Genomic DNA, 21,112 nt, shown 5'->3' with positions numbered 1-21,112 from the left:
GCGGGTTCCAATTGTATTTTTTTTGCCACAGTAGTTAATTGCACGGTTGTCCCTGCGGTTATCTCGGTGATAAAAAGCGGGAATGCTCGTGTAAGCAGTTTGAGATCGAGCGTTATCACCGTAAATTGTCAGGGCCGCTGTTGGACAGGATCGATTTGCAGGTATATGTGCCGCGGCTGGAATATGGCGATCTGCAAAGTAAGGAAGCTGGTGAAAGCTCGGCAGTGATCCGTGACAGGGTCATCAAAGCACGTCAGCGTCAACTGCAGCGCCTGCAGGGAACGGGGCTGTACTGTAATGCGCAGATGGGGCGGCGTGAGCTGAATAAGCACTGCCAGATGGAAGCGGCGGCCGAAAAGCTGCTGGCGAAGTTTTTTATTGCTTTGGGGCTCAGCGCCCGCAGTCACGACAGGATCATTAAAGTGGCGCGTACGATCGCCGATCTTGACGGTAGTGAGATCATTACCGCTGCTCATCTTGCTGAGGCGGTACAGCTGCGCACAAGCGTAAATTCATAAAAAATACTCCAGCTGATACAGCTGGAGTATTTTTGTGTAGGAGGGTGTGATTTTATTTGTTTTTTTCTTTTAGCTGCTTGCGCAGGTCTTTTTCCGGCAGTTCTTTGTAATTTGTTTTTGAGATAACAGAACGACCAGTCTTTTTTTCTAAAGCTTTGCGGGCGTCTCCGGCAATTTTGCCGCCAGCTTTAGCTGCAGCTGTATTTTCATTGATGCCGTAAGTGTCATGTGTTTTCGCTATCTCTGTTGTAGAAGCTTCGCCGAGTGCAGAGAAAAGAAGTTCCAGGTCTGTCATATGGTCACGTAAATTTTCTGTGGGTCTATCAAGCGACTTTAACTTTTTATATTCTGTCGGTGTGAGTCCAAAGGTTGCTTTACTGATTTCTGCAGTAAGAATTGCATATTCTTTGCCTTCTTTGATGCCGCGCTTCTGCCATTTATCAGTCAGTGTATCCCGAATCGCTATTCCGCGAATACGTTGTTCTATCCATTCATCGCTGTATCCCTTGGCTCGATAAGTATCACGGATTCGCTTTTGCGCCAACTCCGGATTTTCTATTTCGGAAATTCTATCGCTGCCGACTTGGGCAAGCCATAATTTGAATGGTTCTGCTTTAGGAGAGGGAATGGATTGAATAATACGTAATATGCCTTTTGTAGTTGCGGCTTGAGAGTTACGCATTTTACCATCAGGAGCAAGCAATTTAACTGGGGTACAAATTGTACCCCAGTTGGAATTTAATTGCTGATCGCGTGTACGCATTTTTTTTATATATTGCTTTGGGTCAACGCTGTCCGTTAAAGCGCCGACAACATCAACAACAGAAAAATACCATTGCTGTTCTTCTTCGTTCCATACAGAGCGGATCTGTTTTGACTGAAATAATTTTATGTTGCTCATAGTTGTTTACTCCTTGAAATGGTTGGTTTTGTCATATTTTAATAAATATTATATCACCAATATTTATCGAAACATATAAAAATATAGAATAAATATCACTGTATTTTTTAGCCCAACGGCTTGTTGTCGCAGATAAAATCGATGAGTTTTTGCTCGTCGCCGTAAATTTGCCGGCCACGCTTGGTGACGATGCCGGAGTTGATGAAAAGCGGCTTTTTAAGCGAAATGGGAACTATGGCGTCTGCAGCGGTAATGGACTGGCGCATCAAAAAAGAGGAGGCGACCTGATTGATGATCAGGTTTTTGACTGTATGCAGCTGTGATGAATGTAAAATCACCTTTGGGGCGATCAAAGCCTGTTGAAAATTTTGATAGATGATACGGTTGACGAAAAAGCCGCCGTTAAGCAGGACCAGAGGTTCGTTGGCAATATCTTTGGTATCCACATATTTTTTCTGCGCCAGCGGATGGGCAGGATAAGTGCAGAAGCAGGCTTCGCTTTTAAAAAGCTTGCGGTAGTGCAGATTGGGTGAAAAACTGTCGTCGTAATTGGTGACGGCCAAGTCAAGTTCTTCGTTTTCGATCATGCGCAGTGAATCTATACCGCCAGCTTCCACTATTTCCAGTTCGATTTCAGGATACAGCTTTCTGAAATCGCGAAAAAGGGTCGGCAGCAGCTGTACACCTATTTGCAGAGGGACTGCGAGACGAATGAGGTTTTTATTCTGAGCCATATCTTTGATATCGCGGTCAAGCTGCTGCAGATTGGCTAAAATAGGAGTTATTTTACTTAACAGCAGGCTGCCGTCTTCGGTAAGCGAAAGTTTTTTACCTTCGCGCCGAAAAAGATTCAGGCCGCTTTCTTTTTCCAGATCGGCCATGGCGATAGAGACAGTTGGCTGTGAAATATGCAGGCTGGCGGCAGCTTTAGTAATGCTGCTCCATTTGCAGACTTCATAAAAGTAGCGCATCTGTGTAAGTGTCATAGTTAACCTCCTGATTTTGCTGATAACCTGCTTTTATTATAGCATTATTTGATAGTTAAAAACTATATTAATATTGGAAATATGTATTTTACTTTACTGCTGCCGCAGCAGATAATAAAAGCAGAGAAATAGAATATTAAAGCGGATGTGAAAATTTACGGAGGTGGCTCAGATGACTATTGACCAAAAGTATTTTCCTGAGTTTAAACAGCAGTTTATTGATGTGGGTGACGGTATTAAGATCAATACTTTAGTCGGCGGCAGCGGCAGTGAAGCTGTTTTGCTGCTGCATGGGCATCCGGAGACACATTTGATCTGGCGTTTTTTGACGCCTGGCCTCGTTGGGCGATATACGGTCGTTCTTACCGATCTGCGGGGTTATGGTGACAGCAGCAAGCCTGAAGGAGCACCGGACCATGCCAATTATTCCAAGCGGGCGATGGGTGACGATCAGTTTGCGGTTATGAGTAAACTGGGGTTTGAAAAATTTCACGGCGTTGGTCATGACCGCGGAGCAAGAGTGCTGCACCGTATGGTAATGGATCATCCGGAACGGCTGCTGTCTTGCACGATGATGGATATTTTACCAACTTATGATATGTACCGTGATACCAGTCAGGAGTTTGCAACTAAATACTGGCACTGGTTCTTTTATATTCAGGGGAAGGGTTTCCCGGAAAGGGTACTGGCGTCAGATCCTGAGTGTTTTGTTAATTATAATCTGAATTTAAAGATCGGTCCTGCGGCTAAAATCCGTTTCCCGCAGGAGATTTTAGACGAATATGTACGCTGTCTGCGTGATCCGATGACCTTCCATGGTATTTGCGAAGATTACCGCGCCAGTGCTACTATAGATATGGAGCTGGATAAAGCGGACAGGGAACGGATTATTCAGGTACCGATCCTGGCTTTATGGGGCAAGGATGGCGTTGTCGGTAAGCTGTGGGACGTTATGAGCGGCTGGCAGGAAAGAGCTGCTAATGTTGATGGACTGGCTGTGGCAGAGTGCGGACATTTTGTGCCGGAAGAGCAGCCTGAGGTAGTTTTGGAAGCGCTGCTGAAATTTTTAGCTAAATATCCAGGTTGAATTATTTGTAGAGACAATAAAAAGAAAGAAGTGTGGCTTATGCATGCTATTGAAAAGTTATTGGCGGAAAAAGCCGGCAAAAGCAAGGTCGTAACGGGCGAGATCGTTAACTGTGATGTGGATATTGCCGGGATCAATGATTTATACTTGCAGACGGTGAGGTCGTTTTACGAAATGGGCGGCGAGAAGGTTTTTGATGCAGATAAGATAGTGATGTTTTTTGATCATTATGCTCCTTGTGCGACGATAACGCAGGCCGAGAACCATAAGCAGTTCCGAAAATTCTGTTTTGAGCAGGGCATCGAAAAATTGATGGATATAGATCAGGGCGTATGTCATCAGGTATTGGCCGATAAAGGTCTGGTCCATCCGGGCGAGATCGTAGTGGTCACTGATTCGCATACGACGACTCACGGGGCCTTTGGCGCTTTTGGGACTGGTGTGGGCGCTACCGATCTGGCAACGATCATGATCACGGGTAAGCTGTGGTTTATGGTGCCGGAGATATTTAAGATCAATCTGGTGGGCAAGCTGCAGCCGGGTGTTTTTGCCAAGGATATCATTTTACATATCATCGGCGATCTGGGGGCTGATTACGGCGTTTATAAAGCTGTAGAATTTGCCGGGCCCGTCGTACATGAATTGAGTGTTTCGGAGAGAATGTGTATGTGCAATATGTCAACGGAGATGGGCTGTAAGACAAGCTATATTCAGCCTGATGCGGTAACGATGGCGTATCTTCAAAGTAATGTGACAAGGCCCTATAAAATTTATGAAACAGATGCTGATTTTAAGTATGCGGCAGAGCTTACTTATGACGTAAGCAAGATCAAAGCGCAGGTAGCGGCGCCGTCCAGTGTCGATAATGTTTTTGAACTGGCAGAATATGCAGGTACGCCTGTTGACGAAGCCTATTTGGGTTCATGTACAGGCGGGCGTCTGCAGGATCTGGCTGTGGCAGCGCAGATCTTGAAGGGGCGGCGAATTCCTAAGACAACGAGAATGATTGTTGTGCCTGCTTCCAAAAAGGTGATGGAGAACGCGATGGCGCTTGGCTACATAAAAGAACTGATGCAGGCCGGGGCTACGATAACGGCTCCCGGCTGCGCTGCCTGTCTGGGCGTGCATCAGGGGATGCTGGCTGGAGGAGAGGTTTGCATAAGTTCTACTAACCGTAATTTCCCCGGACGGATGGGGCATGTAGACGGCAGGATATTTTTAGCTTCGCCGGCTGCTGTGGCAGCTTCGGCATTAGAGGGAAAAATTACGGAGCCGGCGGCATATCTAAAGGACGGCGACTGCGGGAATGGAAGGTGACAGCAATGAAAACGACAGTCAGAGGGAAAACGTTTGTTTTTGGTAAAAACGTTGATACAGATCAGATCTATCCGGGACGTTTTGTAGAATATACGGATGTGGAAGATATAAAAAAATATGCGATGTATGGTGCGGACGAGGCTTTTGTGAAAAAGTTCAAGCCGGGAGATATCATTGTGGCCGGTACTAATTTTGGCTGCGGTTCATCGCGCGAGCATGCGGCAATAACCTTGAAAGCAGTCGGTGCCGGTGCCGTACTGGCGGAATCTTTTGGCAGGATATTTTTCCGTAATGCCATTAATTTAGGCGTGCCTGTCATTACCTGCAGCGAGATCACGAAAATTGTTGCTGAGGGAGATGAAGTGGAAGTAGACATCGAAGCCGGGGTGATCAAAAATATAACTACGGGAGCAACTGCAGCAGCTGTGCCGATGTCGCCTTATATCATGAATATCCTGCAGAGCGGCGGCATCAAACCGATGATCAGGGCGATGCAGGAAGCTAAAAATAGTAAGAGCTGACAGCAGCTCTGTAAAATTACAATGTGATGATTTTTTATAATTATAATTTGCAATGTATACACACAACTTTGCTGAAAATATGATACAATAATAACTACCGTGTTAGACATGGTAGTTATTATTTGTTTTATGGGAAAGGATGACAACAGTATGCGTATCGTATTAACCATCGTTGGTAAGGACAAGGTCGGTATTATTGCTAAAGTAAGTAATATTCTCGCTGAGCATGGCGTAAATATCCTCAATATCAATCAAAATATCATGGAGGGCTTCTTTAACATGGTCTTGATTGCTGATATGACGGGTGCTGCTGTTAAATTACAGGATCTGAAGAATATTTTTACGGCTTTAGGTGAAGAGATCGGCGTTGAGATCAGAGTTCAAAGCGAAGAAATCTTTACGGCGATGCACCGTATCTAGGAGGCTGTTTATGTTCAATATCAAAGATATCTTAGAAACCAACCGGATGATAACGCAGAATAACCTGGACGTGCGTACGATCACTATGGGGATCAGTCTGCGTGACTGTGGTCATCCTGATATAAAAGTAACCGCGCAGAAGGTATATGATAAGATCACCAAAAAGGCCGAAAAGCTCGTTCAGGTCGGCGAAGAGCTGGAAATGGAGCTTGGCGTGCCGATCATCAATAAACGTATTTCCGTAACGCCAATCTCAATGGTTGGCGAGAGCTGCGACAGCAATGATTATGTTCCGCTGGCAAAGGCGCTGGACGAAGCCGGCAAAGCAGTCGGCGTCAATTTTATCGGCGGTTTTTCAGCTTTGGTGGATAAAGGCTATACCAAAGGCGATAAAAATCTTATTTGTTCGATACCAGAAGCTTTGGCAGTAACGGATATCGTTTGTTCCTCTGTCAGCGTCGGTTCAACAAAATGCGGCATCAATATGGACGCTGTGGCAGAAATGGGCCGTGTGATTAAAATGGCGGCAGAACGTACTGCTGACCGTGACGCTATCGGCTGCGCCAAGCTGGTAGTTTTCTGTAACGCGGTACCTGATAATCCTTTTATGGCAGGTGCGTTTCATGGCGTTACCGAACCTGAAACTGTCATTAATGTAGGCGTCAGCGGACCCGGCGTGGTCAAACATGCTCTGGAGGCTGTGCGTGGTCAGGATATCGGCGCAGTTGCGGAAACTATCAAAAAAACTGCGTTCAAGATCACCCGCGTAGGTCAGCTGGTCGCACAGGAAGCGGCACGCCGTCTGAATACGCAGTTTGGCATCATCGATCTGTCGCTGGCTCCGACACCGGCTATTGGCGACAGCGTAGCGCATATCCTGGAAGAAATAGGCTTGGAAAGCTGTGGCGGACCTGGTACGACTGCAACTTTAGCCATGCTCAATGACGCCGTTAAAAAAGGCGGTTTGATGGCTTCGAGCTACGTAGGCGGTTTGAGCGGGGCCTTTATCCCTGTCAGTGAAGATGCAGGCATGATCGCGGCGGTTGAACGCGGCAGCCTGACACTGGAAAAACTTGAGGCCATGACCTGTGTTTGTTCCGTAGGGCTTGATATGATCGCTATTCCCGGTGATGTGACGGCTGAAACTATTGCGGCGATCATTGCTGATGAAGCAGCGATCGGCATGATCAATAATAAAACTACTGCCGTACGTTTGATACCCGTTCCAGGGAAAACTGTCGGCGAAAAGGTAGAATTTGGAGGTTTGCTGGGATATGCTCCCATCATTGCCGTGAGCAAATTTAAGGCGGATGCCTTTATTGCACGCGGTGGTCGTATTCCCGCACCGGTAAGGAGTCTGACTAACTAATGCGTAAGCAACAACGTGAGGCGATTTTAGCGCTGCTGGAAGAAACTTATAAGGGGACGGAAACAGCGCTGCATTATTCAACGCCTTTTGAATTGTTAGTGGCAGTTATCATGTCGGCGCAATGTACGGATGAACGTGTCAATAAGATCACGGCGCGTATTTTTCCGAAATATAATACGCCTGAAAAAATGGGCGCACTTTCGCAGGAACAGCTGGAAGAAGAAATCCGTGACTGCGGTTTGTTCCGTTCGAAGGCCAAGAATCTGCTGGCGACCTGCAAAATGCTGGTAGAAGTGTATGACAGCGTTATTCCTGATACGATCGAGGAATTGATGAAGCTGCCTGGAGTAGGGAAAAAAACGGCCAATGTAGTTGCAAGTATTGTTTATAAGGTGCCGGCGATTGCAGTCGATACCCATGTTTTCCGGGTTTCACACCGTTTGGGACTGGCTAAAGGTGATGATCCGCTGGCGGTAGAGCAGGAACTGCAGAAAGCTATTCCTAAAAACAAGTGGAGTGATGCCCACCATTGGCTGATTTGGCATGGCCGCAGGATCTGCAAAGCAAGGAAGCCTTTGTGCAGCGAATGTGTACTGGTGGAATTGTGCCCCTATAAAGAAAAGAATTTATAAAATAAAATTGCAGACAAGCCTGTAGTGCGACTGGCACACAGGCTTGTTGTGTTTAAGGAGGAAATATGCAGACCAAAGAAGTGTTTTTACAAAAGTATTTTGGTTACAGTGAATTTAGAAACGGTCAGGCAGAATTGGTAGAGCAGCTTTTGGCTGGAGGCTCTGTTATAGCAGTAATGCCTACCGGTGCAGGCAAGAGTTTGTGCTATCAATTACCGGCGTTGATGCTGGAGGGTCTGACACTGGTTGTTTCACCCTTGATATCGCTGATGAAGGATCAGGTGCGAGGTTTAAAAGAACGGGGTATAGAAGCCGCTTATTTGAGCAGCGGGATGAGCAAGCAGGAGTATGGTGCGGCTGTTTATGCCGCACGGAACAATAAGTGCAAGTTGCTGTATGTTTCACCGGAAAGACTGCAAAATGAACAGTTTAAAGCGTTTGTCAGCGAATTGAAAATAGCTTTGGTGGTTGTGGATGAAGCCCACTGTATAGTACGCTGGGGAGAATCGTTTCGTCCGGCTTATCTGTCTATCAGACCGTTTTTAGACAGTCTGCCAGGACAGCCTTTGGTGGCAGCGTTTACAGCAACGGCAACGCCGGCTGTAAGACGTGAGATAATCTGTACGCTGGCTTTAGAGAAGCCTTTGGAGCTGGTTGCCGGATTTGACAGAAGCAACCTTACTTTCCGGGTAGAAAAACCAATGGTCAAAAGGCGTTTTCTGCGAGGCTGGCTGCCCGAGCAAAACGGCTGTGGGATCATTTACTGCGCGACGCAGAGACAAACAGAGGATGTATATAATGACCTTAATGCCTGGGGCTATCCGGCAGGACGTTATCATGCCGGATTAACGATGGAGGAACGGCAGCGAAATCAGAATGCTTTTATTCAGAATGAACTGCGTTTTATGGTAGCAACCAATGCTTTTGGTATGGGGATAGATAAGCCGGATGTGCGCTTTGTCCTGCATTATACCTTGCCGCTTGATGTAGAGGGATATTATCAGGAAGCAGGTAGGGCCGGTCGTGACGGTTTGCCTGCTGAATGTGTGCTGCTTTTTGAGCGGCGTGACGTGATGCAGCAGCGTCAGCTGCTGGAATATAGTTGTGAACAGCGGGAGTGCAGCACAGAAGAAAAGAAGACCTGGCTGACCAATGCTTATCAGAAATTGCGCGATATGGAAGGTTATTGTTTTACTAAGGGCTGCCTGCGTAAATATCTGTTGTCATATTTTGGCCAGGAAACAGACGAAAGCTGTGGTAATTGCAGTAACTGCCGGCGGTAGAAATTAAAGCAGCTTTGTGACAAGGCAGTGAATTTATTGATTATGGGGCAGGGAATAATTTTTGAATGCAGAATATATCTATTAAGAATTTAAACAGGGAGGGACCGCTATGAAAATCACCTTTTTAGGTGCCACAAGGATGGTCACGGGTTCTTGTTATTTACTTGAAATAGGTAATAAAAAAATGCTGCTGGACTGCGGGATGTTCCAGGGTTCAAAAATGATTACTGCTTTTAATGAGAAAGAGTTTGTTTTTGCACCTGATTCTATCGATACAGTGGTACTGACTCATGCTCATATCGATCACAGCGGCTTGATACCCAAGCTGATAAAACATGGGTATAAGGGTCCTGTACATTGTACTAAGACTACTTTGGAGCTTTGTACGATTTTGCTGCCGGACAGCGCTCATATCCAGGAATCTGATGCGGAGTTTGCCAACCGTAAAGGCCTGCGTGCGGGTAAATCTGTGGTAGAACCGTTATATACTGTTGATGATGCTTATAAAGCTTTGCAGCATTTTCGGACGCACGAATTTGGTGAAATGCTTGAGGTCCTTCCTGGGGTGCAGGTTAAATTTAAGGTTGCCGGTCATATTTTAGGTTCGGCGATCGTGGAAGTTTTTGTGAATGAAGACGGGAAAACGACGAAGCTTGTCTTTACCGGAGATATCGGGCAGCCTAATCAGCCAATTATTGAAGACCCGGAAGATATTTCCGGCGCAGATTTTATTATTACTGAATCAACTTATGGCAACCGTGTGCATAAGGTCTATGACAAAGAAGCTGAACTGGCTGAGATTATCAATGATACTGTTGCGAAGGGCGGCAATGTGGTTATTCCTGCTTTTGCTGTCGGGCGGACTCAGGTGCTGCTGTATTATTTCCAGAAGCTGCTGCAGGAAGGCCGTATCCCACAGGTACCGATCATTATCGACAGTCCTATGGCCAGCAAAGCTACGGCTATCACCCTGACCAATCCTCAGGAATATGACGAAGAAGCGCGGGCTTTGTATGAAATGCATGGCAACAGGCTGCTGGCGATACCTAATCTGCGTTTTACAGCGACGGCACAGGAATCACGGATGATCAACGAGATGCCGGGAGCCAAGATCATTGTTTCGGCCAGCGGTATGGCTGATGCAGGACGTATCCTGCATCACTTGAAGCATAATCTCTGGCAGGGGAACTGCTCGGTCATTATTGCCGGGTATCAGGCTGAAGGTACGATGGGACGCCGCTTGATTGAAGGTGCACGGCAAGTCAAGATCATGGGAGAAGACATCAGAGTCAACGCTAAGATCTACAATATGAAGGGGTTTTCGGCGCATGCGGATAAGGAGCAGCTGCTGGAATGGTACGGCAAGATGAAACAGCCGCCGAAAGCATTTTTTGTTACGCATGGTGAGTTTGATGCCGCAAGTAATTTTGCTGATGAATTGCAGCGCCGTTTGGGTACAGCGGCTTACATACCTCAATATGGAGACAGTATAACGATCAGCGGTACTGAATGGAATGTTACGACTTCTAATATCGTTGCAACAGTTCCTGAAGTTGCCGCGCTCAGAGAGTATCTGCGGCAGTTTGAAAGTTCTTATTTGCAGTATCGTACTAAAATTGAGCAGATCGTGGCGCGTGACGGTGATAAAGCTGTCGGTATTCGTAAGAAAATGGAAAAGATCAAAAAATATGTGGATGATATGCTTTCATCACTGTAAAAGTTTGTGCAAGTAAAGGAGTTTTAAAAAATCATGAATTATGGTAGTTTATGTAAACGTCTGGCGATTTGTACTGCGTTGGGTATAGCGCTGGCCTTGCCGGCCGGAGCTGTTTGGACAACTGTGCAGCCAGAGGCAGTAGTATATGCGGCTGAGTATTCCAGTCTGCGCGGTAATATTATTGAAAATGCTTATCTTTTGGTGGGGACACCTTTTAAAATGGGAGGCAGTTCTCCGTCAGAAGGCTTTGATGCTTCCGGTTATGTGCAGTATGTATTTGGTGAAAGCGGTATTGCCTTGCCGAGAACTGTTGATGAGCAATATGATGTAGGGCAGCGCGTCGGCAAGGATGATTTGCTGCCGGGCGATCTGGTGTTTTACAGTACTGATGGGCCGGGGGCAACCTTCTGTGGTATTTACAGCGGTGACGGTAAATTTATTTATGCCGGCACTAAAAATGGTGTAATCGAAGGCGAAGCGTTTGGACCTTATTGGGATGAGCGTTTTTATGGAGCGAAAAGGATTCTTAACTGATAAACATATATTTTGAAGTTTTTCTGACAGCGGCCGTATATTCAGTACAGCCGCTGTTTTTTCTTTAACGAATGGCTAAAAGTAGTATAAAATTAATACGATTGTGCGAGAAAAAACGAGATGACAAAATATTTTTAAAAATATATTGACAGGTTGTTAAGGGATTGTTATACTTATCTCAATATTTCAACAAATTATTAGATTACAGGTTATGACTGGGAATGGACAGTGGAAGGCTTTCAGAAAGCCGGCGGTAGATGCGAGCCGGTAAGCATAAAAATCAGTCCTCTCACCCAGGAACTCTTTTTCTGAGGTAGTTATGTAGGAAAAAGCGCAGGGCTGCGTTAAGGCCTCAGAGTATAATTTAGGGTGGTACCGCGTACTAACGCCCCTATCGGCTATGCCGGTAGGGGCTTTTTGTTGGTCTTGTTGAGATTAAGGGAGGGGAAGAAAATGAACAAGCAGCGCAAACGTCTGCAGGAGTTGCTGCAAAAGCCGGATATTCTTGTTTTGCCGGGCGTATATGATGCCCTGACGGCTAAGATTGCGGCTGAAGTAGGGGTTGAAGCCCTGGTTATGGGAGGTTACAGTATTGCTGCTTCCAGATTGGGACAGCCGGATGTTGGCTATCTGTCGATGACGGAAATGACGCAGGCTTTAAAAGGCATTGTGGATGCAACTGAACTGCCGGTATTTGCTGATGGCGATACTGGTTATGGTAACGCTTTAAGCGTACGCCGTACTATGCAGGAATATGAACGTGCCGGAGCAGCGGCGGTACTTTTTGAAGATCAGGTCTGGCCCAAGCGTTGTGGGCATATGGCCGGTAAGCAGGTGATCGAGGCTGCAGAACATGCCAGAAAGCTGCGGGCAGCGGCAGATGCAAGAACTGACAGCGATTTTTTGCTGATTGCCAGGACTGATGCCAGAGCTGTTAACGGACTTGATGATGCTATCGAACGCGGCAAGCTGTATTTGGCTAACGGCGCGGAAGCTTTGTTCATTGAAGCGCCTCAGAATATCGGAGAATTGGAAACTATCGCCAGGGCCTTTCCCGATACAGTGCTGATTGCCAATATGATCGAAGGCGGCAGAACGCCGAATTTGACAGCGAAGGATCTGGAAAATATCGGCTTTAAAATAGTCTTTTGGCCCTGCAGTGCTTTATATGTGATTACACAGGCTTTTAAAGAGGCGATGACGGTGCTGCATGAAACAGGGACTACTAAAGGTTATGAAGATAAAATGATGCATTTTAGTGATTTTAATCGGTTTATTGGTCTTGAAAGCTATATGGAACTGGAAAAACGCTATAAATAAAAATTTGATGAGGTGAAGATCATGAAAATGTCCAGAATGATTAAAACTACATTAGCTGCAGCTATGATTATGGCTTTGGTGGTGACCGCAGGCTGCGGCGGCAGTGGTGAGAAAAAGGCTGCCGGCGGAGAAAAGGTCACTCTGAAACTGGCGCACAATCTGCCGACGGCACATCCTTTAGCTCAGGGAATGGAAGCTTTCAACAAAAAGCTTGCAGAAAAATCCAAAGGCACTATCACCCTGAATATCTATCCTTCGGGTCAGCTGTTCAACGATAAAAGCATGAATGACGCTATCATGTCCGGCGGTATTGATATGGGACTCAATTCTACGGCGATGTGGTCAACTGTTATTCCTGCTATGGAAGTTTTTGATGTGCCGTTCTTATTTCCCAGCTATGAAAAAGTAGATCATGCTATTGATGGCGGTTTGGGTGATAAATTATCTGCCGAATTGAAAAAGAAAGGCGTGCGTCCGGTGATCTGGGCCGATTACGGTTTTGTTCAGTTTGCTAACAGCAAAAAAGAAATCACTAAACCGGAAGATTTTGCGGGTCTGAAACTGCGCGGTTATGGTGAATTGCCTTCCGAAACAATAAAAGCATTGGGTGCTTCTCCTGTAACGATGGGGTCCGGTGAAGTTTATATGGCGATTCAGCGCGGTGTTGTCGATGGACAAACTTCCGGCACTACAGCCATGTATGACCGTAAGATGTTTGAGGTTACCAAATATTTGACTATTACTAATCATGCGTATCCGGAATTTATTTTGGCAATGAATGAAAAGTCTTTCCAAAAGCTGACTCCGGAACAGCAAAAAATAGTAACTGAAGCTGCGAATGAAGTGCGTGACGAGCTGCGTAAAAATGCTAAAGCAGAAGATATGGCTGCTTTAGAGAAACTGAAAGAAAAAGGGATGCAGGTATATGTTGTTCCAGAAGCCGATCTGCCGTCCTGGCAGGCCGCTACTAAACCGGTTTGGGATGTGTTTGTAAAACATACCGGCGACCTGGGCAAAGAATTGATCGAGATCTGCAGCAAACAATAAACAAGTTAGTGAGTGACCGCTGCCATAAGCGGCAGCGGTCTTTATTTTTAGAAAGAATGAGAGGAAAAAGAGTTGAAAAGAGCGCTCGAGATCTATGAGAAATTTTTGAACGCTGTTACTAAAGTAGTAGGTATCATTGCCGGTATTTTATTATTGCTGCCGGCGTTGATGGTCTTTTACGAAGTTGTGATGCGTGGGCTGTTCAACGCTCCGACAGAATGGTCGATCGAACTTTCTGTATACTGCGTTTTGATTGCAGGATTTTTGGGGATGTCTGTTACTTACGCGGCGGGAAAGCATATCCATGTCGATATCGTTTTAAGTCATTTATCAGTACGTACCCGCTGTTATATCGAACTTTTTACAACCATTGTCGGTATTTTCTTCTGTGTCGTATTTGTAATACAATCTCTGGATATGGCGCTGCTTTCATATGAAATGGACAATACTTCGCCAAGTACTCTGCGTACTCCGATGTGGATTCCACAGATGTCACTGCCAATAGGTATAGGCTTGCTGCTTCTGCAGTTCATACGAACGCTGTTGGTTGATATCCAAAAGATCAGCAGCGGTGAATTCAGTGAGGAGGTAAATTATAAATGCTGATAATTTTTACCATTCTCTTACTGGGTTTGCTGGTTCTGGGGCTGCCAGTAGCCTTTTCGTTAGGTACGGCAGGACTTTTTGGTATGTTTGCTTTTATGGGCGGGGGTTCCTCTCTGACCCAGATACCGATTTTGGCTTACAAATCTCTGGATGATTTTGTTTTAACAGCTGTGCCGCTATATATTTTGATGAGCCAGATCCTTTTAACAGGAAAAGTAGGTAATGATTTATTTGAACTTGGTAATAAATGGCTGCGTCATTTGCCTGGCGGTTTAGGTGTAGCTACAGTTTTTGCCTGTGCTATTTTTGCCGCTATTACAGGTTCGTCCGTTGCCTGCGCGGTTACTATCGGGGCAATAGCTATTCCGGAAATGCTGGCGCGTGGTTATGAACGGACACTGGTTTTAGGTGCTGTTGCCGCAGGCGGTACACTGGGTATTCTGATCCCGCCATCGATCCCGATGATTTTGTATGGTGCGATCACTGGCGAATCAGTAGGACAGCTCTTTATGTCGGGCGTTGTTCCGGGAGCTATTTTAACGCTGCTGTTTATTGCAGTTGTAGTTTACCGTTCCCGTAAGCTGCCGCTGCAGGAAGCGGCGAGCTGGAGTGAACGTTTAAAAGCCTTAAAAAGTTCTTTTTGGGGACTGCTGCTGCCGGTGCTTGTTGTCGGCGGTATTTATACAGGCGCATTTACTCCTACAGAAGCTGCGGCTATAGGTACGGTTTACAGTTTGTTTATCACTTTTGTTATTTACCGTACGCTGGGGTTTAAAGATATGCCTGAAATTTTGCTGGATACGGTCAAAACTACTTCGATGATTTTCGCGATCATGATCGGTGCAACTCTGTTCGGGTTTGTTCTGACTATCCTGCAGGTGCCTCAGGCCCTGACAAGTTTAGTGGCCGAGATGGAAACCAGCCGTTGGATCATTTTTATAGCGATCAATATTCTGCTTTTGGTTTTGGGTTGTATTTTGGAATCTATCTCGATTATCTTCATTACTTTGCCGATCCTGTATCCGATTATTCTGAAATTGGGGTTCGACCCGATCTGGTTCAATGTTGTAATGCTGATCAATTTGGAGTTGGCGCTGATTACACCACCAGTGGGAATGAATCTGTTTGTTTTACAGGGGATCAGCCCTGACAGTAAAATGACGCAGATCATACAGGGCGTAATTCCTTTTGGCATAATTATGGCACTGGAAATTTTACTGTTATGTATCTTCCCGGAGATCGCTACATGGCTTCCAGGTATAGTAAAATAGTGTTTTTTGTTGACAGAGTAAGTTAAAAAGAATATAATTAATTAGTCATAGTGAAGGATGCTTCTTGACAAGCATCCTTCATTAATTTTAGAGTGGCTTTATTTGACCGCAGGCTTTTGTTGTATATGGCATAGCTCGGTTTGGATTTACAGGCGGCAGGCCGTCTGCTCAAAAGAGAGGAAGATAGGATTTATGTTAAGAAATGATTTACGCAATATTGCCATTATTGCCCACGTTGACCATGGCAAGACCACGCTTGTGGATGCAATGCTGAAGCAAAGCAATATTTTTCGTGCTAACGAGCATGTTGAAGAACGTGTAATGGACTCCAACGCTTTGGAACGCGAACGTGGTATCACTATTTTGGCGAAAAATACAGCAGTTATGCATCAAGGGACTAAAATCAATATTCTTGATACCCCGGGCCATGCCGACTTCGGCGGCGAAGTTGAGCGCGTACTCACTATGGTCGACGGCGTATTGTTATTGGTAGATGCTTATGAAGGCCCAATGCCGCAGACTAAATATGTTTTGCGTAAAGCATTAGAACAGCATTTGAAGCCGATTGTAGTTATCAATAAGATCGATCGTCCTGACCAACGTGTTGAGGAAGTTATCGATGAAGTTTTAGACTTGTTTATTGAACTGGGCGCTGATGATGATCAGCTGGAATTTCCGGTAGTATTGACTTCTGCCCGTAACGGTATTGCTAAATTGACGATGGAAGAAGAAAGCGACAATTTAGAACCGCTCTTTAAAGTCATTCTGGAAAATATTCCCGCACCTGACGTTGAAGTAGAGGCTCCGCTGCAAATGCTGGTCAATACACTGGATTATGACGATTATGTAGGACGTATCGTTGTCGGACGTGTGATTCGCGGTACTATCCATAACGGTGAAACGATCACTTTGATGGATGAAGAAGGAGAGCGTAAAGCGAAAATCGGCCGTCTTTATACTTATGAAGGGCTGAAACGCGTTGAGACTCAGGAAGTTGGCGCCGGTGATATCGTAGCCCTGATCGGTCTTGCTGATGCCAATATCGGTGATACCATTGCTGATGCTGAAAACCCGGAGAAATTGCAGGGTATCAGTATTGATGAACCTACTTTGTCCATGGTATTCTCCGTTAATAACAGTCCTTTTGCAGGACGTGAGGGTGAATATGTTACCAGCCGTCATTTGCGTGACCGTCTGTTTAAAGAAATCAAAACCAATGTTTCGATGCGCTTAGAAGAAACTGAAAGCCCTGACGCATTTATTGTTTCCGGACGCGGCGAGCTGCATTTGTCGGTCCTGATCGAAACTATGCGCCGTGAAGGCTATGAGCTGCAGGTAGGCAAACCTAAAGTAATCATGCATCATGACGAAACAGGTACTTTGCAGGAGCCTATGGAGGCTTTGACTATCGATGTACCGCAGGAATTTATGGGTGCGGTCATGGAAGGTCTTGGTCTGCGCAAAGCTGAGCTGACCAATATGACAGAAATGGCCGGTTATCTGCGTATGGAATTTATGATTCCTGCCCGCGGGCTCATTGGTTTCCGCAATCAGTTCCTGACTGATACTAAAGGCAATGGTGTTATGAACCATGTTTTTGCAGGTTATGCTGATTATAAAGGTGAGATTCCCGGCCGTACCAGAGGCAGTCTGGTTGCTTTTGAAAATGGCGAAACGACGTCTTATGGTATCGGCAATGCGCAGGAACGTGGGACGATGTTTATTATCCCCGGCGAACAGGTGTATGAAGGTCAAATTATCGGCGAAAACAGTCGTGAAGATGATATGGATGTTAACCCCTGTAAGAAAAAACACGTCAGCAATATGCGGGCCAGCGGCAGTGATGATACCGTTCGCCTGATTCCGCCTAAGACGTTCTCTTTAGAGCAGGCTTTGGAACATATCAACGATGATGAACTGGTCGAAGTTACTCCGAAAAACATTCGGATGCGCAAAAAGATCCTTGATCGTGTTGAACGCGGACGTCAGCGTTCCCGCAATAAAGCATGATAATACAAAAATATAAAAATTTTTCTAAAAAAGAAGGATTTTAAGAATTTATGTAGAAGTAGGCAGTTGGCATATCTGACAACAAGGACGTTTGGAGGCGTAAAAGATGGATTTAAAAAATGCTGCACGTAAGCTTTGGCATAGCGATGTAGAAGACGATCAAGTTTATAGTGGTCCGTACTTGGTAAAAGGCGGTCATATGGATATTTTGGTGCGCTCTCCGCGTCAATTCAGTGACGTACGTGAGTATGCTGATTCTTTAATGAGCGGTGCAACACTGATGGTATCTTTTGACGCTGTTGATTCTGCAATGAAAAACCGTATTTTTGATTATCTGAACGGTGTAAGTTACATTATCGGTGCAACTGTTTCCAAGGTCAGCGAAAATTTGCTGATGTATGCGCCTAATCACGTAGAAGTAGATAAGGAAGCTGTTAAAAAAAGTGCCCGTTCCTGGTTAGGCAGATAATACTAACTCATCTATAAAATATTAAAAGCTCATTCCCTCGGGAATGAGCTTTTTTGATGTTAGGGTGAAGGCAATAAAAAAGCCTGCTCATTTGAGCAGGCTTTAAGCGCTGTAGAGATTAGTCCATAGCATTGACTTTTTTAGCAAGTCTGGATTTTTTGCGGTTTGCAGCATTCTTATGGATAATACCTTTACGAGAAGCTTTATCAATCAAACCGGTTGCAGCTGCAAAAGTTGCTTTTGCTTCATCTTGAGAGCCGGTCTCGGTTACAGCAACTACTTTACGAGCAGCATTGCGGATAGCAGCCTTGATCGGAGCATTTTTTGCACGACGTTCTGCGTCGGTTTTTACACTACGGATGGAAGATTTAATGTTCGGCAACGAATTCACCTCCTACAATTAAATACGTTTACTAAAGTATTCTACCACGAAGGAGTTAATTCTGCAAGGCCTTTCTGCAAATTATTCTGCAAAATACTTTATTTAATGATTTTAGTGGCAATACGTTCAGGTTTAATGTCAGTAAAAGAACGTTTTTCAAGCGGCTTTGCAGGATAACCCAGCGCCAGAGCAGAAACCGGTTTAAAACCTTCCGGCAGTTCAAGGCTGGCTACAAATTGAGGGCTTTGCGGAATCCTGTTTAGAAGTGCCCAGAGATAAACGGAGCCAAGACCGATATCAGTAGCAGCCAATTGCATATTTTCCAGAATACAGCCAACGTCAGCTATATAGACCAGCTGACCATCATCTTTGGGTTTGGCTGAAACTACGATCAGAGTTGGTGCTCCGTAAAATGGATTGTATTTGGGGTTGCCAAAGGCCTGTCCGCAGTATTCTGCGAAATTTTCGAGGATCTTGGGATTTTGTACAACAGAGATATATAATTCTCCATATGCTCCGTGACCTACGGGTGAAGCCCAGCCTGCGGCTAAAACGGTTTGCAGCTGGGAATCACTTATTTGTTCAGGTTTATACATACGGGTAGAACGACGGGTTGCAATAGCAGTTAAAGTATCCATAATAAAACATCCTTTCCTAATAAATATTATTCTATTATTACTTATATTGTAACAGGTTCAAGCCGTGATTTGCTGTAAATTATTTGTGAAGTAGCGTTAAACACAGTTATATATACTTTCATAATCTTTAATATAAATATTTTTTATCGCAGCAGCTGCTGATTTAAAGAAAGTTGATCAAAAAGAGTTAGTATTTGCTTAACCATAGGCAAAAATGATATAATATTTTGCGATGAATTTACGGCGGGTTTTCCGCTTGAGCAAGATTATATATGAAGGAGAATATGATGGACCAGAAAAAGATCCGTAATTTTTCTATAATTGCCCATATCGATCATGGCAAATCTACTTTGGCCGACAGATTGATAGAATATACTGGTACGCTGACAAAACGCGAGATGGAGGCACAGATACTCGATTCGATGGATCTGGAGCGTGAGCGCGGCATTACGATCAAGGCACAGGCTGTGCGCAGCAGTTATCAGGCTCAAAACGGTGAAGAGTATATGCTTAACTTTATTGATACGCCTGGACATGTAGATTTTACATATGAGGTCTCCAGGGCTTTGGCTGCCTGTGAAGGTGCGTTGCTTGTTATTGATGCAACTCAGGGAATAGAAGCACAGACTCTGGCCAATGTCTATCTGGCTTTAGATAATGATCTGGAAATTATTCCGGTCATCAATAAGGTCGATCTTCCCAGTGCCGATCCTGAACGGGTCAAGCATGAGATTGAGGAGGTCATCGGGATCGATGCTTCGGAAGCTGTTTTGACCAGTGCCAAGACAGGCCTTGGTATCGAAGATGTGCTGGAGGCTATTGTAGCTAAGGTGCCGGCACCTTCAGGCGACAGCGGCAGTCCTTTAAAAGCGTTGGTATTCGATTCTAAATTTGACGCTTATAAAGGCGTTGTTTTGTATGTGCGTGTTATTGACGGTCGCATAAAACCCGGTATGAAAATCAGGATGATGGCGACCGGCGCTGAATTTGAGGTAACAGAGGTTGGCGTGTTCAAGCCTAATCTTGTTAATGTAGATTCGCTGGAAGTTGGGCAGGTTGGCTTTTTTGCTGCTGCAATCAAAAATGTTAAAGATGCGCGTGTAGGCGATACGGTTACTGATGCCAATAATCCGGCGGCCGAGGCGCTGCCTGGTTATCGCAAGGCAACGCCGATGGTTTTCTGTGGCCTTTATCCGGTAGAAAATTCGGATTATGATAATTTGCGGGACGCGCTGGAAAAATTACAGCTCAACGATGCGTCTCTGGTTTTTGAACCGGAAACATCGGTAGCGCTTGGCTTTGGTTTCCGCTGCGGTTTTTTGGGACTGCTGCATATGGACGTTATTAAAGAACGGCTGGAGCGGGAATATAATTTGACGCTGATCACAACGGCGCCCAACGTTATTTATCAGGTGTTTCGTACTAATGGTGATGTGGAGCTGGTCGATAATCCGTCCAATTTCCCTGATCCGACAGTTATAGACCATGTTGAAGAACCTTATGTCAACGCTACGATCATTGTACCTAAAGATTATGTTGGCGCAGTAATGGAACTTTCGCAGGAAAAACGCGGTGAGTATGAGAATATGACCTATTTAGACGAAACGAGGGTTATGATCCATTACGCATTACCGCTGAGCGAGATCATCTATGATTATTTTGACCGGTTGAAGTCAGTGACGCGCGGTTATGCTTCTTTGGATTATGAATTGGCAGGTTACCGTGCTTCCAGTCTTGTAAAAGTAGACATTTTACTGAATGGAGAACCGGTGGATGCGCTGTCGGCGATAGTGCACCGCGAAAAAGCTGTTTCCCGTGGGCGTCAGCTGGTAGAAAAACTGCGCAGTCTGATCCCGCGCCAGATGTTTGAAATTCCTGTGCAGGCCGCGATAGGCAATAAAGTAATTGCCCGCGAAAACGTAAGGGCCATGCGTAAAGACGTGCTGGCCAAGTGTTATGGCGGTGATATCAGCCGTAAACGTAAATTGCTGGAAAAACAAAAAGAAGGTAAAAAACGCATGAAGCAGGTTGGCAGTGTAGAATTGCCGCAAGAGGCTTTTATGGCGATTTTGAAGATGGATTAA

The 21,112-nt window shown here is 45.3% G+C and carries 21 protein-coding genes; 17 read left to right on the top strand and 4 right to left on the bottom strand.

From position 1 onward, the window contains the following. The first annotated feature begins 38 nt into the window (after positions 1 to 38). Entirely contained in the window at positions 39 to 518 is a 480-nt protein-coding gene (locus Q4G98_RS06235; RefSeq protein ID WP_301961892.1) for an ATP-binding protein, read from the top strand. Between the two features lie 52 nt (positions 519 to 570). On the opposite strand, the gene Q4G98_RS06230 is transcribed toward Q4G98_RS06235, so the two are convergent. Beyond that, on the bottom strand, positions 571 to 1,419 hold the full coding sequence (locus Q4G98_RS06230; protein ID WP_298564092.1) for a Bro-N domain-containing protein: 849 nt from the start codon (positions 1,417 to 1,419) through the stop codon (positions 571 to 573). A 107-nt stretch (positions 1,420 to 1,526) separates the two neighbouring features. Further along, the gene (locus tag Q4G98_RS06225; protein WP_298564090.1) at positions 1,527 to 2,405 is read right to left on the bottom strand and encodes a LysR family transcriptional regulator; all 879 of its coding nucleotides are present in this window, start codon (positions 2,403 to 2,405) and stop codon (positions 1,527 to 1,529) included. A 172-nt stretch (positions 2,406 to 2,577) separates the two neighbouring features. Here Q4G98_RS06225 and Q4G98_RS06220 point away from each other — a divergent pair, with 172 nt between their 5' ends. The 15 genes from Q4G98_RS06220 to sepF all read left to right on the top strand — a co-directional run bounded on the left by Q4G98_RS06220 (position 2,578) and on the right by sepF (position 18,008). Continuing rightward, positions 2,578 to 3,492, top strand: a complete 915-nt coding sequence (locus Q4G98_RS06220) for an alpha/beta fold hydrolase (protein WP_298564088.1) — start codon at positions 2,578 to 2,580, stop codon at positions 3,490 to 3,492. A 39-nt stretch (positions 3,493 to 3,531) separates the two neighbouring features. Continuing rightward, positions 3,532 to 4,809, top strand: a complete 1,278-nt coding sequence (locus Q4G98_RS06215) for a 3-isopropylmalate dehydratase large subunit (RefSeq protein WP_298564086.1) — start codon at positions 3,532 to 3,534, stop codon at positions 4,807 to 4,809. A 5-nt stretch (positions 4,810 to 4,814) separates the two neighbouring features. Continuing rightward, positions 4,815 to 5,330 carry a 3-isopropylmalate dehydratase small subunit gene (locus Q4G98_RS06210; RefSeq protein ID WP_298564084.1) on the top strand — a complete coding sequence of 172 codons (516 nt, stop codon included), beginning with the start codon at positions 4,815 to 4,817 and terminating at the stop codon, positions 5,328 to 5,330. Positions 5,331 to 5,480: 150 nt separating this feature from the next. Then, positions 5,481 to 5,750 (top strand): ACT domain-containing protein, encoded by a 270-nt coding sequence (locus Q4G98_RS06205; protein ID WP_177561657.1) that lies wholly within the window; start codon positions 5,481 to 5,483, stop codon positions 5,748 to 5,750. 10 nt (positions 5,751 to 5,760) lie between these two features. Then, positions 5,761 to 7,119: a PFL family protein gene (locus Q4G98_RS06200; RefSeq protein ID WP_177561659.1), complete on the top strand. Its 1,359-nt coding sequence runs from the start codon at positions 5,761 to 5,763 to the stop codon at positions 7,117 to 7,119. After that, positions 7,119 to 7,751 carry an endonuclease III gene (gene nth / locus Q4G98_RS06195; RefSeq protein WP_298565193.1) on the top strand — a complete coding sequence of 211 codons (633 nt, stop codon included), beginning with the start codon at positions 7,119 to 7,121 and terminating at the stop codon, positions 7,749 to 7,751. Before Q4G98_RS06200 ends, nth begins: the two co-directional genes overlap by 1 nt. A 65-nt stretch (positions 7,752 to 7,816) precedes the next feature. Beyond that, a complete protein-coding gene (locus Q4G98_RS06190) occupies positions 7,817 to 9,034 on the top strand; it encodes an ATP-dependent DNA helicase RecQ (RefSeq protein WP_298565190.1) in 1,218 nt (405 codons plus the stop codon). Positions 9,035 to 9,143: 109 nt separating this feature from the next. Next, on the top strand, positions 9,144 to 10,751 hold the full coding sequence (locus Q4G98_RS06185; RefSeq protein WP_293547957.1) for an MBL fold metallo-hydrolase RNA specificity domain-containing protein: 1,608 nt from the start codon (positions 9,144 to 9,146) through the stop codon (positions 10,749 to 10,751). 33 nt (positions 10,752 to 10,784) lie between these two features. Next, positions 10,785 to 11,285 (top strand): C40 family peptidase, encoded by a 501-nt coding sequence (locus tag Q4G98_RS06180; protein WP_298565187.1) that lies wholly within the window; start codon positions 10,785 to 10,787, stop codon positions 11,283 to 11,285. A 453-nt stretch (positions 11,286 to 11,738) separates the two neighbouring features. Continuing rightward, on the top strand, positions 11,739 to 12,605 hold the full coding sequence (locus Q4G98_RS06175) for an oxaloacetate decarboxylase (protein ID WP_298565184.1): 867 nt from the start codon (positions 11,739 to 11,741) through the stop codon (positions 12,603 to 12,605). Positions 12,606 to 12,626: 21 nt separating this feature from the next. Further along, on the top strand, positions 12,627 to 13,652 hold the full coding sequence (locus tag Q4G98_RS06170; RefSeq protein ID WP_298565182.1) for a DctP family TRAP transporter solute-binding subunit: 1,026 nt from the start codon (positions 12,627 to 12,629) through the stop codon (positions 13,650 to 13,652). Between the two features lie 72 nt (positions 13,653 to 13,724). Beyond that, complete coding sequence (locus tag Q4G98_RS06165) at positions 13,725 to 14,258, top strand: TRAP transporter small permease subunit (protein ID WP_293547965.1); 534 nt, start codon at positions 13,725 to 13,727, stop codon at positions 14,256 to 14,258. Further along, a complete protein-coding gene (locus Q4G98_RS06160) occupies positions 14,252 to 15,529 on the top strand; it encodes a TRAP transporter large permease (RefSeq protein ID WP_298565176.1) in 1,278 nt (425 codons plus the stop codon). The genes Q4G98_RS06165 and Q4G98_RS06160 overlap by 7 nt, the downstream gene beginning before the upstream one ends. Before the next feature lie 192 nt (positions 15,530 to 15,721). Beyond that, positions 15,722 to 17,539 carry a translational GTPase TypA gene (typA, locus tag Q4G98_RS06155; RefSeq protein ID WP_177561675.1) on the top strand — a complete coding sequence of 606 codons (1,818 nt, stop codon included), beginning with the start codon at positions 15,722 to 15,724 and terminating at the stop codon, positions 17,537 to 17,539. Between the two features lie 106 nt (positions 17,540 to 17,645). After that, entirely contained in the window at positions 17,646 to 18,008 is a 363-nt protein-coding gene (gene sepF, locus Q4G98_RS06150) for a cell division protein SepF (RefSeq protein WP_177561677.1), read from the top strand. 118 nt (positions 18,009 to 18,126) lie between these two features. On the opposite strand, the gene rpsT is transcribed toward sepF, so the two are convergent. Both rpsT and Q4G98_RS06140 read right to left on the bottom strand, forming a co-directional pair. After that, positions 18,127 to 18,390: a 30S ribosomal protein S20 gene (rpsT, locus tag Q4G98_RS06145; RefSeq protein WP_177561679.1), complete on the bottom strand. Its 264-nt coding sequence runs from the start codon at positions 18,388 to 18,390 to the stop codon at positions 18,127 to 18,129. Between the two features lie 98 nt (positions 18,391 to 18,488). Continuing rightward, on the bottom strand, positions 18,489 to 19,028 hold the full coding sequence (locus Q4G98_RS06140) for a nitroreductase family protein (RefSeq protein WP_177561681.1): 540 nt from the start codon (positions 19,026 to 19,028) through the stop codon (positions 18,489 to 18,491). Between the two features lie 287 nt (positions 19,029 to 19,315). Here Q4G98_RS06140 and lepA point away from each other — a divergent pair, with 287 nt between their 5' ends. Beyond that, on the top strand, positions 19,316 to 21,112 hold the full coding sequence (gene lepA, locus Q4G98_RS06135; RefSeq protein WP_177561728.1) for a translation elongation factor 4: 1,797 nt from the start codon (positions 19,316 to 19,318) through the stop codon (positions 21,110 to 21,112).

Origin of the sequence: uncultured Phascolarctobacterium sp., from assembly GCF_958349595.1 — a bacterium.
Lineage (GTDB): Bacteria > Bacillota > Negativicutes > Acidaminococcales > Acidaminococcaceae > Phascolarctobacterium.
Note: the sequence above shows the minus strand (reverse complement) of the source record. Positions and strands in the feature narration are given on the sequence as shown.